Genomic DNA, 13,608 nt, shown 5'->3' with positions numbered 1-13,608 from the left:
TAGATCAGCCCAGTTCGGGCGGAGCAAAGCGACGGTTTTCCAGTACGGGCAAAATGCGGCGGGCATACGCCAAACGCTCCCGATCCAGATCAACCAAAAGCAATGTGGGAGTTTCTGCCGCCTGGGCCACGATCACACCCAAGGGATCCACCACCAGGCTTTGGCCAATATTGCGTTCACCACACTCACCGACGGCCACCATATAGGCCGTATTTTCCAAAGCGCGAGCCGTCGTCAGCACACGCCAGTGGTGTTCCTTCAAGGGTCCTTTCAGCCAGGCCGACGGCGCCAGCAAGACTTGGGCCCCGTCCACGCACAAGCGTCGGGCCAGCTCAGGAAAGCGCAGGTCGTAGCAAGTCATCAAACCTACTTTGAAACCGGCCACATCAATCAAGGCGGGGATTTCTGTACCTGGCTGTACATGGCGTGATTCTTGTACCGAGAAGGCATCGTACAAATGAAGCTTGTTGTAATGCGCCAGTACCTGGCCATCGCGCAGCACCACCAAGGTGTTCCAAACCTTGCCTTCTCCGGCTGGGGTATGAATACAGAACACCACAGTTAAATCAGTATCACGAGTGGCAGCGCACAGTCGGCTGACAAACTCCCCATCCAGGGCTTGTGCGGATTTCAGGACCACTTCAGGGTCGGCCACATTTCTGGCCAGCACACCCTCAGGCAAAACCAGTAACTGCGCGCCGGAGCGCAAGGCTTGTTCGATCAAACCTAGGCAAGCGCTCAGGTTTTCCTGCGAATCTTTGGATACGGCCATCTGGCCCAATGCAACTTTCATGACCACCTCCTTTACGGTGCTGCCTAAGTGATTCTAACGCAGCCGCCCGCCCAGACCAGCCAGCGAACAAGGGAGAAAAACTGAACACCAGATGGTCAAATGTCAAACCATCCCCGTCGTTCAGCCCCAACAGATCAGCGTCATATTTTTCCACTTCCCATCATGTAAAAATTCGGACACAAACTGCAATTAAAAATAAATTTTTATCAGGTCAATACCCTGAATGCGTTTAACCACACTAAACATTCGGGTCATATCAAAGAATATTTCTACTCAGCTAGCAGGTCAATTAAGCGATCAGGCCCTGAAACAAAGTGTCGTGCGCATAGTGACAAACCCAAACATCAACACGATCAATTTGAACGCTCTATTTCGTCCGTACAGTTCAATTCCATTTATCTTCATAAGCGTGAAACTCAATTGAGCTCAGTTCTCAAGATCGGCTTTAATCAGCAGATATATGATAATGAGATATAAATAACTCTTATATTTGCAATACCATAAACATTATGCAAATCGGCAAAATTGATTCTTTTATTAAGCCGGACAAAATCTCATAGACGGCACAAAAAGACGTTCTTAACTCTGACAAGCATCTCTGCACCCATCCAGAATTTTCGAGGGCAAATCTCCAACCCAAATATGACCGGACATAATTAGAATCGATAAAACGCGATTAAATAAAAATGAATCAAATCTGGATAAAATCGAGCTAAAAATAATGGGCCAAGTGCAAACCAGCACTGGCCCATTCATGAATTATCCTTGCGACGCCACTTCGTCTGACATGCCCACCTGTCAAGCGGACCAGCCGCTTTGGCATTGGACTTTCAATGCACTAATGATTGAAATCCAAAATAATCAGAATAAAAAAAACCCCCGATTTCTTGCAAAATCAGGGGAAAGCTACCACAGGAAAATGATTGGATACAAAACACCCAATACCGTGATTCTATATAAAAAACTAAAAAAAATCTGCATACGTTGTTTAGGGCTGACGCTATAGCTTGATAAATTAATTTGTGCTAGGACGTAATAAGAATTAAAAACTTAAAAAGATCTTCAATTCCCTACAGTTACATGACCCTATTCCGTCCTTAGAAATCTTGAGCCTTGCCCCATGACTGCGCGACAATAAGGCCTCTTACGGGTTGGACACACTGCCCTTCTTGATTCTCAGGCGTTTATCTTGTCTTCTTCGCACTCTTCCTTATCCCCCCGCCAGGTTTTACTGGCCATTCTGGCCTTGGCTGTGGGCGGTTTTTCCATCGGCACCGGCGAATTTGTCATCATGGGTTTGCTACCCGATGTGGCCCAGGATCTGGGTATCGATATTCCCACCGCAGGCCACTTGATCAGCGCTTACGCTTTAGGCGTGGTGATCGGCGCTCCGGTACTGGCCGTACTGGGCGCACGCTGGCCCTGGCGTCGTCTGTTAATAGCCTTGATGGGCGCTTATGCCGTGGGCAATTTCCTGACCGTGATCGCCCCCAGCTATGAAACCGTGTTGATCACCCGCTTTCTGGCCGGCTTTCCGCATGGCACCTACTTTGGTGTTGCCGCCCTGGTAGCCGCTCGCCTGGTGCCGCCGCATCGCCGCGCACAGGCCGTGGCCTACGTCATGCTGGGTCTGACAGTCGCTACCTTATTGGGTGTGCCCATTGCCACCACCTTGGGACAATGGCTGAGCTGGCAGGCGGCCTTTACCTTCGTCAGCCTGATCGCCTTGCTGACCATGGGGCTGGTACTGCGCTTTGTGCCTTTCATTCCCGCCAACACGCTGGCCAGCCCTTTGCGCGAACTGGGGGCCCTGAAGCGCAAGCAAGTCTGGTTGACGCTGGGCATAGGCGCAATTGGTTTTGGTGGCATGTTCTCGGTGTTCAGCTACGTAAAATCCACCTTGATGGAACTGGCGGGCCTGTCGGTCAGCGCCATCCCTGTCGTGCTGGCCTTGTTTGGCGTTGGCATGGTGCTGGGCAATTTACTGGGCGCCCGTTATGCGGACCGCTACCTGGATCGCAGCATTCGCCTGGTTCTGATCTGGGCTACCGGCGTGCTCTTGCTGTTCATGATCACGGCCCACCATCCAATCCTTGGCCCCTTGAACATCATGCTGATTGGCACCCTGGTGGCCTTGGGCCCCGCTTTGCAGATTCGCCTGATGGACGTGGCAGGTGATGCCCAAACACTGGCGGCTGCGCTGAATCACTCGGCTTTCAATATGGCCAATGCGCTAGGTGCATGGTTGGGTGGTTTGACGATTGCCGCTGGCTGGGGCTGGACTTCGACCGCCTGGGTAGGTGCCTTGCTGGCCTTGGGTGGCCTGGCCTTGCACACCATTTCGCTGCGCATTAAAGAATAGTCAGACCTCAGAGCGGGTGACTCGGAGCAGGCAATTTTGTCGTAGGCGACAGAAGCTGAACACAGGAATAGCCTTTGCAAAACTGAACTCTAGTAACCCAAAAAACAAAACGGCCTGTAATTGGATGCCCCTAAGGGTATTTCAATTACAGGCCGCTTTCGTTTGGCCCTCTCTCGAAGGTCCGACTACCTGGCTTTCAGCAATTCAGCTCAGGCTTTGCTTGCTGCTGCGGGGCGAGCCGCCAACCAACCGGCGTAGCCCATTCCAAAGCTGACCAGAATGCACAAGCCCAAGGCCCAGCCCCAGCTATTGAACAGGTCATGCAAACCGCCCATGGCGGGAGGCCCAAACGCGGCCAGCAAATAGCCCATGCACTGCGCCATACCCGACAGGGACGCCGCCTGCGAAGTAGACGTAGAACGTACCCCAATCAAGGCCAAGGCAATCAGGAAAACACTGCCACTACCAAAGCCAAACAGCACCGCCCACAGCAAGGACCAGGACGGCAAGACCAGAAAGCCCACAAAGGTCAGGGTCTGCAACAAGGCACCCGCCAAGGCCACCCCACGCTGGTCGTGCACACGGCTCAACACGGGCATCAGCAGCAAGGCCGGTACGGCGGTAGCCAACTGCATCAAACCATGAATCTGGCCCGCATGATCCGGCTCAAAGCCATAGTTCACCAGCATCACAGGCAACCAGCTGGCAATCATGTAGTAAGCCACCGAGTTCAAACCCATGTACAGGGTGATATGCCAGGCCAGGGGTAAACGCCACACCGAAGAACTGGTTGCCGCGCCAGTGGGCGTATTTTGTGCCGCACGTCGATCCGCTCCCAACTGGGTAGCCCATACAACTACGCTAGCCAATGCCATCACACCGACCACCATCAGGGACGACCAGCGCCAGCTTTGGCCTGTCCACTCCGCCATCGGGACCGCCATCGCGGAGTTGAACGCCGCGACCAGACCCATGAACAAAACGTACAGCGACGTCACAAAACTGATACGCATGGGGAAATGGCGTTTCACCAGAGAAGGCAACAGTACATTACCCAAGGCAATCCCGATAGCCAGCAAACCGATACCGGCAAACAGCTCTATCGTGCCGCCCAGGATACGTACCACCACACCTACCGCAATCAGTACGGAAGCAATAAACAAGGAACGGGACAAGCCCACCACCCGCGCCATGGAGGCGGCCAGCAGGGAGATCACCGCAAAAATGAACAAGGGCATGGCGGTCAGCAAGCCAGCCTGCGTGGACGACAGAGACAGATCTGCCTGGATCAGCTCCAGCAAGGGGGCGATACCCGTGATCGGGGCTCGCAGATTGCCGGCAATCAGCAAGACGCCAATCAACACCAGTAAGGGGTGGGAGAGCCAGGAGAGTCGAGAGAGGGACATGAAGTGTAGCCAGTAGGTGAAAACCCTACTCTATCCTGTTTCGATGCCGACGCAAACAGGATATTATGACAACTTATACCTCAAACCAGACAAAGCATGAGTTTTAGCTCCAATCCGCAGGGCGGGCCTATTTTCAGCATCAAGATGGCGATGGGCAGCAATACTGAAAATCCATTGCATACCCATCCCAATGGACAGCTGATCATGACGCAATATGGCTCCGTCACCCTGCAAACCGACCAGGGCTACTGGATGGTGCCGCCGCTGTGCGCCGTCTGGGTGCCGGTGGGTATCCGTCACCGTGCCCGCGCCGACGATCAGGCCCTGATTCATTTCCTGTACATACAGCCCGGCCTGGATGAACTGCCCGATCACTGCAGCACCCTGGACCTGAGCCCCATGGTGCGCGAGATGATCATTCATTTAAGTGATCTGAATCCCCATTACGAGCCGGGCAGCCAGACGCACCGTCTGGCACTGGTGCTGCTGGAAACCTTGAATCAAATGCCCACCCGGCAGCTGCATGTACCGGTGCCCGAGGACAAAGTTTTGCAGACGATTGCGCAACATATGCTGCAACAGCCCGACTCGCGCCCTACGATGGCCGACTGGGCAAAAGAACTGGCCATGAGTGAGCGCACCCTGGCCCGACATATGCTAAAACACACAGGGATGAGCTTCGGGCGCTGGCGGCAACAATTCATGATTATGCTGGCCCTGCAAAAACTGGGTTCGGGAATGTCCGTAAAGAGCACGGCCAGGGAATTGGGTTACACCTCGATCAGTGCCTTTATTACCGTTTTCAAATCTATTTTGGGCGAAACCCCCAGCCGTTACTTGAGCCAAACCCATTCTTCTTAAGTCCCTACTACCCTCACCACACGCATCCATGTCTTCCACACACCTGTCCCGCCCCGGATATCTGCAGCGCTTGTTGAGTTGGTTCCAGATTTCTCACATGTCGGCGGGGCTGATTGCCGTGCTGGTGGGCTACACAAGTTCTGCTGCCATTGTTTTTCAGGCCGCTCAAGCGGCCGGTGCCAACACCGCCGAGCTGGGCTCCTGGATGTGGTCTTTGGGTATTGGTCTGGGCCTGCTGTCGGCAGGTCTGTCGCTGCGCTACAAGATTCCAATTCTGACTGCCTGGTCCACACCTGGCGCAGCGCTGCTGGCCACGGGTCTGGTGGGCCTGCCCATGTCCCAGGCCGTGGGCATTTTCCTGTTTTCGTCCCTGCTGACCACCATTTGCGGTCTTAGCGGCAGCTTTCAGAAGTTGATGCAGTACATGCCGCGCAGCATTGCCGGTGCCATGCTGGGCGGCATCTTGCTGCGCTTTGGCCTGGACCTGTTTGGTGCCATGCAAACCCAATGGCTGCTGTGCCTGAGCATGTTCATTGTGTTTCTGGTGGTGCGCCAATGGTCGCCTCGCTACGCCGTGCCGCTGGCATTGGTGGCCGGTGTCACGATTGCTGCCCTGCAAGGTTTGCTGAAAATGGAAATTCTGAGCTGGACTCCCGCCACGCCGGTGCTGGTCTGGCCCGAGTTTTCCTGGACGGCACTCATTGGTGTGGGCATTCCCTTTTTCATCGTCACCATGAGCTCGCAGAACATTCCGGGCGTGGCTGTATTGAAGGCGCATAACTACGATGCGCCCAACTCCCCCGTCATTAGCTGGACCGGGATTGTGGGCCTGATCTTTGGCCCCTTCGGTGGCTACGCCTACAATCTGGCCGCCATTAGCGCCGCCCTGTGCATGACTCCCGAAGTGGATGCGGACCCGCGTCAGCGTTATCGCGCCAGTGTCTGGGCCGGGATTTTCTATTTTGCCGCCGGTATCTTTGGTGCCACCGTGGTCAGCCTGTTTGCCGCCTTCCCAACCGAACTGATTGCGGCCATTGCCGGTCTGGCCTTGCTGGGTACCATAGGCAATAGCATCCACATGGCGCTGGAAGCCCCGGACACCCGTGACGCCGCCCTGGTCACCTTTCTGACCACTGCGTCAGGCATGAGTCTGCTCAATATCGGCAGCGCCTTCTGGGGTCTGGTTTTTGGTATGGCTATGTATCTGATTCAGAAACGAAAAGTATCCTGATCCGGTCATCCCCCCGGCGTCTGTTCAAGACGGCAAACAAGCCTCACATTTGCTTGCTTTGCCGTCTTTTTCATTTGGCACACTAAAGGCGTGACCACTTTTCTTTAACGGAGGTGCTTCATGCCTGCTTTATCTCAAGCCCAACAAAAAGCTGCCGGTGCAGCCTTGTCCGCCAAACGCGGAGAAACTCCGGTAGCCAGTCTGAAAGGGGCATCGCTGGAAATGTACAACACCATGAGTACCAAGGAGCTGGAAGAACTGGCCAGCACCGATACCGCGCGCCGCAACCTGCCTGAACACAAGGAGTAATCAGACAGCCTGAACGCGCACGCCGCTTTGCTCGAAGGCTTGATGCAAACGCTGCGCAAATTCGGCCGCCCCCGCCTGATCCCCATGCAGGCACAAGGTATCAGCAGACAAAGGCACCGTTTTACCCGACAGACTGGTAACGGTGCCTTGCTCTATCATCTGCATCACTTGCTGTACGGACTGATCGGCATTGGTAATCATGGCGCCAGCTTGCTGACGAGGGGTCAGGCTGCCATCGTCCTGATAGCTGCGATCGGCAAACACCTCTTGAGCCACCGTCAAACCCGCATCACGACCGGCCTGCACTTGCACACTGCCTGCCAGCGCATACAGAATCAGGCTGCGATCAATATCGGCCACAGCTTGGGCAATGGCTTTTGCCAAGGCCCCATCACGGGCGGCCATATTGTAAAGAGCACCATGTGCCTTGACGTGATGCAAAGCAGCACCTTGGGTGCGTGCAACGGCAGCCAGGGCTCCCACCTGCACCACCACCATGTCATACACCTGCTCGGGGGTAACCGCCATCACCCGGCGACCAAAACCAGCCAGATCCGGCAGGCCGGGATGTGCGCCCAGCTTCACACCATGCTTTAGGGCCAGGGCCACCGTCTGACGCATGGTGCCCGGATCTCCGGCATGAAAGCCACAGGCGATATTTACCGACGTCACCCACGGAATCACCTGCTCGTCATGGCCCATGACCCAGGGGCCAAAGCTCTCGCCCATGTCGCAATTCAAATCAATACTCAAGCTCATGGAGTTCCCTCTGATAATCCATCCAATCTGCCTGCGGCCTGGGCAATGCAACGCCTGAACCACAGCAGTTCTGCCGCATTATGCGTGCGCGGATGCCACAGCTGGTAAAAACGCATCAGCGGAAAATGAACCGGACAAGGCAACACGGTAATTGGCAGAATGCGGGCATAGTACTCGGCAAACTGGCGGTTCGTGGTGAACACCATATCTGTGCGACTCAAAATCCCCGGAACCAGGCCGAAATACGGCACGACCATCTGTACGTGACGGCTGATGCCCTGCTCGGCCAGGCAACCGTCAATAAAGCCGCGCTTGTCCGTCACGTGGGCCGAAGGGGCCAGATGCGGCATGTCCAGATAGTGCTGCAAGGACAGACCACGCTGCGCCAAGGGATGATGGCGGCCCAGCATACAGACCACCTCGTCATCAAACAGACGCGCCAGGTGCAGCTTTTCAGGGGGCTCGAGCCAGTTGCCGATCACCACGTCCAGCTCGCCCTCTTCCAGGGCCTGCACGTAATCCAGATCCGGGTTGATGGTATGGACCACCAGCCGGGCCTGCGGCGCCTGACGACGCACCCGCTCCGCAATATCCGGGATAAAAGCGCCGTCCAGATAATCCGGCGCGCCCAGATTGAAAACGCGGGTAGACTGACTGGGATCCATAGGCTCTGCCGCGGCAGAAATTCGCTCGATAGCTTGCAGAGCTTCCGTGGCATGTGCCAGCAAAAAGGGGCCGCGCTCGGTAGGCACCATTCCCTTTTTACCGCGCAACAAAATCGGATCGCCCGTGATTTCGCGCAAGCGCCGCAAGGCATTGCTAACGGCTGGCTGGGACATACCCAAGCGGATAGCCGTACGCGAGACGCTGTGCTCTTTGAGCAGCGACTGCAATACCCGCAGCAAATGCAGGTCTAGTTGTTCTCGTAATTTTGGCATGGTTTAAATAATACAAGCGCTGGCCCGCCTCGTTGATCGGTGTAGACACTCATACGCCTATATAGTGAACATCATTCCAAGCAAATGTTCGCATCCTAAGCAAATGCTATCTTCGATCCGTAAAAAACCAGTCGAGTGAGATCATGGAGACAAGACCAATTCGTTTTATTTATCGCGGCGAAGTACAGGAAGTGGCTCAGGCCCCGACCACGCGAACCGTTTTACAGTATATCCGTGAGGATCTGCACTGCACCGGCACCAAAGAAGGCTGTGCCGAGGGTGATTGCGGCGCCTGCACGGTCATGATTGGCGAACTGGACCAGAACAATCAACTGCAATTGCGTGCCGTAAACGCCTGTATCCAGCTGCTGCCTACGCTGGACGGCAAGGTGCTCTACACTATTGAGGATCTGCGCCAGGACGATGGCACCCTGCACCCCGTGCAACAAGCCATGGTGGACTGGCACGGTGCCCAGTGCGGCTTTTGTACGCCCGGCTTCATCATGTCGCTGTGGGGCCTGTACATGACGCACTCGCCCGAAGACGGCCCGGTTTCCCGGGAACAGATCGACGATGTGCTCTCGGGCAATCTGTGCCGCTGTACCGGCTACCGCCCCATTATTGATGCGGCCAAGGCCATGCACAGCTATCCGGCTGTCAGCATGGATCGCCAATCCATTGAAGACAAGCTGCGTGCCATTCGTCAGGACGGCATGCTGGCCTATGAATACCAGGGCCAGACCTTCCACGCCCCCCGCACGCTGGACCAGTTGGCCCAGCTGCGCGAGCAATATCCGCAAGCCCGCATTCTGGCTGGCAGCACCGATATCGGCCTATGGGTGACCAAGCAATTCCGCGATTTGCCGCATCTGATCTATATCGGTCAGGTGGCCGAGCTGCGCGAACTGAAAACCACCGAGGACGATCTGTATATCGGTGCAGGCGTGCTGTTGAACGACGCTTTTGACGCCCTGATCAAAGACCACCCCGAATTGACAGAACTGCGCCAACGCTTTGCCTCCTTCCCTATCCGCAACGCCGGTACCCTGGGCGGCAACGTGGCCAACGGCTCGCCCATTGGCGACTCCATGCCCGCCCTGATTGCCATGCGTACCCGTGTGGTGCTGCGCAAAGGCGCAGTCGAGCGCGTGCTGCCTTTGGAAGATCTGTATCTGGCCTACCAGAAAACCGCCATGGAACCGGGCGAGTTCGTGCAAGGCCTGCTGGTCCCACGCAACAAGGGACAATGGCAATTCCGTACCTACAAGCTGTCCAAGCGTTTCGACCAGGACATTTCTGCCGTGTGCGCCGCCTTTGCGGTGGAACTGGACGGCAGGATCGTCAAACAGGCTCGCATCGCCTTTGGTGGTATGGCTGCCACTCCAAAACGTGCCAGCCATGCCGAACAAGTGCTGCAAGGCCAGGAATGGAACGAAGAAAACGTACAAGCTGCCATGCAGGCGCTGCAACAGGACTATCAGGCCCTGAGCGATATGCGTGCCAGCAGCGAATACCGCAATCAAAGTGCGGCCAATTTGCTGTACCGCTTCTTCCTGGAAACCCACCCTGAACACGCTTTGAGTCCCGCCCAGCTGAATGTCTTTCACCGAGCTCAAGCCAGCCTGGAGACTTTGTGATGAAAATTGACAATATCGACCACCTGAACACCGCCACGGCTCAACGAGTCGGCGTGTCCTTTCTGCACGAGTCGGCAGACCTGCACGTGAGCGGCACGGCCACATATACCGATGATTTGCCTGAATTGCAGGGCACGGCCCATATTGCGCTGGGCCTGTCGGAAAAAGCCCATGCCCGTTTGCTGGACGTGGATCTGGAAGCTGTGCGTCAAGCGCCCGGTGTCATTGCCGTCCTGACGGTTGCCGACATTCCCGCCGCAAATAATTGTGGCCCTATTCTGCATGACGATCCCATTCTGGCCGATGGCGTGGTGCATTACTTTGGCCAGCCCATTTTTGCGGTTATTGCGAAATCCCACGACCAGGCACGCCGTGCCGCGCGCCTGGGCAAGATCACCTACGAAGAGCTGCCTGCCATCTTGACTCCACAAGAAGCCAAGGCCGCGAACGCCGGTGTTCTGCCCCTGATGAGCCTGAAACAAGGCGACGCCAAAAAAGCATTGGAATCGGCTCCACACCGCCTGCAAGGCACCTTCCAGTGCAATGGTCAGGAACAGTTTTACCTGGAAGGCCAGATTTCCTACGCCGTGCCCAAGGAATACGGCGCCGTGCATATCTGGTGCTCCACCCAGCATCCTTCGGAAATGCAGCAGCTGGTTGCCCACTGTCTGGGCGTTGGCGCGCACAAGGTACACGTGGAATGCCGTCGCATGGGCGGTGGTTTCGGTGGCAAGGAATCTCAATCGGCTCTGTACGCCTGCGTGGCCAGTGTGGCTGCCGTCAAGCTGCAGCGCCCGATCAAGCTGCGCCTGGACCGCGACGACGACTTCATGATTACCGGCAAGCGTCACGGTTTCTACTATGAATACGATATTGGTTACGACGACGAAGGCCGCCTGCTGGGTGCCCGTCTGGACATGACCGCCAACTCGGGCTTTTCCGCCGACTTGTCCGGCCCCGTGGCAACCCGCGCCATCTGCCACTTTGACAATGCCTACTACCTGTCTGATGTAGACATGAGCGCGCTGTGCGGTCGCACCAATACCCAATCCAACACAGCCTTCCGAGGCTTTGGTGGCCCGCAAGGGGCCTTGGTGATGGAAGTGGCCCTGGACACCATTGCCCGCCGCCTGGGCAAAGATCCGCTGGATGTACGCCGCATCAACTTCTACGGTAAAAAAGACCGTAATGTGACGCCTTACGACCAGACCGTGGTCGATAACGTCATTCACGAACTGGTGGCCGAGCTGGAGGAAACCAGCGAATACCGTCAGCGCCGTGAACAAATCCGTGAATTCAATGCCAGCAGCCCGGTACTGAAAAAGGGTCTGGCACTGACCCCGGTGAAATTCGGTATTTCCTTTAACGTACCCGCCTTCAACCAGGCTGGTGCTCTGGTCCACGTCTATCGTGACGGCACGGTTTTGGTGAACCACGGTGGCACGGAAATGGGTCAGGGCCTGAACACCAAGGTGGCCCAGGTGGTAGCCCATGAACTGGGCCTGAATCTGGAGCACATCCGGGTCACGGCCACCGATACCACCAAAGTGGCCAATACCTCGGCCACGGCGGCATCCACAGGTACGGACTTGAACGGTAAAGCCGCCCAGGATGCGGCCTACCAGATTCGCCAGCGTCTGACGACGGTAGCTGCCCAGCTCTTCTCGGTGGAAGAGTCCAGCGTGAAATTCGAGCGGGGTCAGGTCCAGATCGGCGGCCAGACCATGCCCTTCTTTCAACTGGTTGAGCACGCCTACCAGGCCCGCGTCCAGCTGTGGTCCGACGGCTTTTACGCCACCCCCGGCCTGCACTGGGACTCCAAAGTCATGAAGGGCAACCCCTTCTACTACTTCTCTTATGGGGCTGCCGTCGCTGAAGTGCTGATCGACACGCTGACCGGGGAATCTCGTCTTCTGCGTGCTGACGTGCTGCACGATGTGGGCAAATCCATCAATCCGGCCCTGGATATTGGCCAGGTTGAAGGCGCCTTTATTCAAGGTATGGGCTGGCTGACAACAGAAGAGCTGGTTTGGAACGCTCAAGGCAAGCTCACCACGCATGCACCGTCGACCTACAAGATCCCGGCCATCAGCGACTGCCCCATGGACTTCCGCGTCAATCTGTTCGATGGCCGCAACGCCATGGATTCGATTCACCGCTCCAAAGCCGTGGGCGAACCGCCTTTGCTGCTACCGTTCTGCGTCTTTAACGCGATCCGTGATGCGGTTGCCAGTGTAGGCAACTACCAGATTGAGCCCGTGCTGAACGCACCTGCGACTGCGGAAGCCGTCATGCGGGCTGTTGCGGCTATTCGCAAAGCGAAATGAGTAGCTGGCCCTCTCTTGCCCTCGCCCGTGTGAAAGCGGGCGAGCGGCTGGTTTTGTGCTCGGTGGCGCTGGCCAAAGGCTCCACCCCGCGCACCACGGGCACGGCCATGCTGTTCAGCCAAACTGAGCAGTGGTTAACCATTGGTGGCGGGCACCTGGAATGGGTAGCGGCAGAACAGGCACGTGTCATGCTCAGTCAGTCCTCCGGACCCGGCTGGAGCATGAGCCGCCTGCCGCTGGGCCCCAGTCTGGGCCAATGTTGCGGCGGGGTCGTTACCTTGCTGTACGAAACCCTGGGTGCCGAGGATCTGGGCTGGCTGGAAGAGCTGGATAGCGCCGTGCGGGCCGGTCAGGCGACCAGCCGCCGTTCACAATTGCTCTCAGACGGCAATAAGCAGGTTGATATCCAAAGCCCTTCAATTGTGGACGAGTCCCGACTGGAGTACGACGGCTCGCAAGGCGTCTGGATGGAGGAGCTGCCGCCCCCGCCCCTGACTATTTTGCTGTTTGGGGCCGGTCATGTGGGCGAGGCACTGGTGCAGATTCTGGGCACCCTGCCATGCCGGGTTCTGTGGATTGACGAACGCCCTGAACTGTTTCCCGCTCAGGTACCCAGCAATGTCAGCCTGGAAATTACCGACATCCCCGATGCGCTGATCGAACAAGCCCCGACCAATAGCTATTTTCTGGTGATGACGCATAATCACGGCCTCGATCTGGCTCTGTGCCAAAAGATCTTGCGCCGGCCCGATACGGCCTATGTGGGCCTGATCGGCTCCATGACCAAACGTCGTCAATTCGAGCGCCGCTTGCAGCAACGCGGCATGCCCGAATCCCGTATTCAGGAACTGGTCTGCCCCATTGGCGTGCCAGGTATCAAGGGCAAGGCCCCCTCGATTATTGCCGTGGCTGTCGCCGCCGAATTGCTGACCCACGCCTATGAAATGGGCCAGCTCAGTCGCTGATGCGACCTCGACTTCAAGGA

At 56.6% G+C, this 13,608-nt stretch carries 11 protein-coding genes; 7 read left to right on the top strand and 4 right to left on the bottom strand.

What is annotated here, in order from left to right; translation table 11 throughout:
* Positions 1-4: 4 nt before the first annotated feature.
* Positions 5-793 (bottom strand): deaminated glutathione amidase, encoded by a 789-nt coding sequence (locus MID00_RS15730; protein ID WP_254499040.1) that lies wholly within the window; start codon positions 791-793, stop codon positions 5-7.
* A 1,189-nt stretch (positions 794-1,982) separates the two neighbouring features.
* Here MID00_RS15730 and MID00_RS15725 point away from each other — a divergent pair.
* Complete coding sequence (locus MID00_RS15725) at positions 1,983-3,155, top strand: MFS transporter (protein WP_009458878.1); 1,173 nt, start codon at positions 1,983-1,985, stop codon at positions 3,153-3,155.
* A gap of 209 nt (positions 3,156-3,364) precedes the next feature.
* On the opposite strand, the gene MID00_RS15720 is transcribed toward MID00_RS15725, so the two are convergent.
* A complete protein-coding gene (locus MID00_RS15720) occupies positions 3,365-4,561 on the bottom strand; it encodes an MFS transporter (RefSeq protein ID WP_031231938.1) in 1,197 nt (398 codons plus the stop codon).
* Positions 4,562-4,657: 96 nt separating this feature from the next.
* Here MID00_RS15720 and MID00_RS15715 point away from each other — a divergent pair, with 96 nt between their 5' ends.
* The 3 genes from MID00_RS15715 (at position 4,658) to MID00_RS15705 (ending at position 6,962) form a co-directional block, all read left to right on the top strand.
* Positions 4,658-5,422 (top strand): helix-turn-helix transcriptional regulator, encoded by a 765-nt coding sequence (locus MID00_RS15715; protein WP_009458871.1) that lies wholly within the window; start codon positions 4,658-4,660, stop codon positions 5,420-5,422.
* Between the two features lie 28 nt (positions 5,423-5,450).
* Positions 5,451-6,653 (top strand): benzoate/H(+) symporter BenE family transporter, encoded by a 1,203-nt coding sequence (locus tag MID00_RS15710; RefSeq protein ID WP_254499039.1) that lies wholly within the window; start codon positions 5,451-5,453, stop codon positions 6,651-6,653.
* Positions 6,654-6,773: 120 nt separating this feature from the next.
* Positions 6,774-6,962, top strand: coding sequence for a DUF3008 family protein (locus MID00_RS15705; RefSeq protein ID WP_009458869.1), 189 nt, complete (start codon positions 6,774-6,776; stop codon positions 6,960-6,962).
* Here MID00_RS15705 and MID00_RS15700 read toward each other — a convergent pair whose 3' ends face one another.
* Together MID00_RS15700 and MID00_RS15695 are read right to left on the bottom strand one after the other, a co-directional pair.
* Entirely contained in the window at positions 6,963-7,721 is a 759-nt protein-coding gene (locus MID00_RS15700; RefSeq protein ID WP_009458868.1) for a LamB/YcsF family protein, read from the bottom strand.
* Positions 7,718-8,659 carry a LysR family transcriptional regulator gene (locus tag MID00_RS15695; RefSeq protein ID WP_021446486.1) on the bottom strand — a complete coding sequence of 314 codons (942 nt, stop codon included), beginning with the start codon at positions 8,657-8,659 and terminating at the stop codon, positions 7,718-7,720. Before MID00_RS15695 ends, MID00_RS15700 begins: the two co-directional genes overlap by 4 nt.
* Before the next feature lie 143 nt (positions 8,660-8,802).
* Here MID00_RS15695 and xdhA point away from each other — a divergent pair, with 143 nt between their 5' ends.
* The 3 genes from xdhA to xdhC are packed head-to-tail and all read left to right on the top strand — an operon-like array spanning position 8,803 to position 13,588.
* Complete coding sequence (gene xdhA / locus MID00_RS15690) at positions 8,803-10,296, top strand: xanthine dehydrogenase small subunit (RefSeq protein WP_254499038.1); 1,494 nt, start codon at positions 8,803-8,805, stop codon at positions 10,294-10,296.
* On the top strand, positions 10,296-12,623 hold the full coding sequence (xdhB, locus tag MID00_RS15685) for a xanthine dehydrogenase molybdopterin binding subunit (protein ID WP_250755840.1): 2,328 nt from the start codon (positions 10,296-10,298) through the stop codon (positions 12,621-12,623). The genes xdhA and xdhB overlap by 1 nt, the downstream gene beginning before the upstream one ends.
* Positions 12,620-13,588: a xanthine dehydrogenase accessory protein XdhC gene (gene xdhC, locus MID00_RS15680; RefSeq protein WP_250755841.1), complete on the top strand. Its 969-nt coding sequence runs from the start codon at positions 12,620-12,622 to the stop codon at positions 13,586-13,588. The genes xdhB and xdhC overlap by 4 nt, the downstream gene beginning before the upstream one ends.
* Positions 13,589-13,608 lie beyond the last annotated feature (20 nt).

It is taken from the genome of Alcaligenes sp. NLF5-7, assembly GCF_024266725.1.
Classification (GTDB): domain Bacteria; phylum Pseudomonadota; class Gammaproteobacteria; order Burkholderiales; family Burkholderiaceae_B; genus Alcaligenes; species Alcaligenes phenolicus.
This window is presented reverse-complemented; position numbering and strand designations above follow the sequence as displayed.

Coding starts and splice junctions, on each gene's coding strand:
- MID00_RS15705 (WP_009458869.1), top strand. CDS start 6,774: ATGCCTGCTTTATCTCAAGCCCAACAAAAAGCTGCCGGTGCAGCCTTG.
- xdhA (WP_254499038.1), top strand. CDS start 8,803: ATGGAGACAAGACCAATTCGTTTTATTTATCGCGGCGAAGTACAGGAA.
- MID00_RS15700 (WP_009458868.1), bottom strand. CDS start 7,721: ATGAGCTTGAGTATTGATTTGAATTGCGACATGGGCGAGAGCTTTGGC.
- xdhB (WP_250755840.1), top strand. CDS start 10,296: ATGAAAATTGACAATATCGACCACCTGAACACCGCCACGGCTCAACGA.
- MID00_RS15720 (WP_031231938.1), bottom strand. CDS start 4,561: ATGTCCCTCTCTCGACTCTCCTGGCTCTCCCACCCCTTACTGGTGTTG.
- MID00_RS15730 (WP_254499040.1), bottom strand. CDS start 793: ATGAAAGTTGCATTGGGCCAGATGGCCGTATCCAAAGATTCGCAGGAA.
- MID00_RS15695 (WP_021446486.1), bottom strand. CDS start 8,659: ATGCCAAAATTACGAGAACAACTAGACCTGCATTTGCTGCGGGTATTG.
- MID00_RS15710 (WP_254499039.1), top strand. CDS start 5,451: ATGTCTTCCACACACCTGTCCCGCCCCGGATATCTGCAGCGCTTGTTG.
- xdhC (WP_250755841.1), top strand. CDS start 12,620: ATGAGTAGCTGGCCCTCTCTTGCCCTCGCCCGTGTGAAAGCGGGCGAG.
- MID00_RS15715 (WP_009458871.1), top strand. CDS start 4,658: ATGAGTTTTAGCTCCAATCCGCAGGGCGGGCCTATTTTCAGCATCAAG.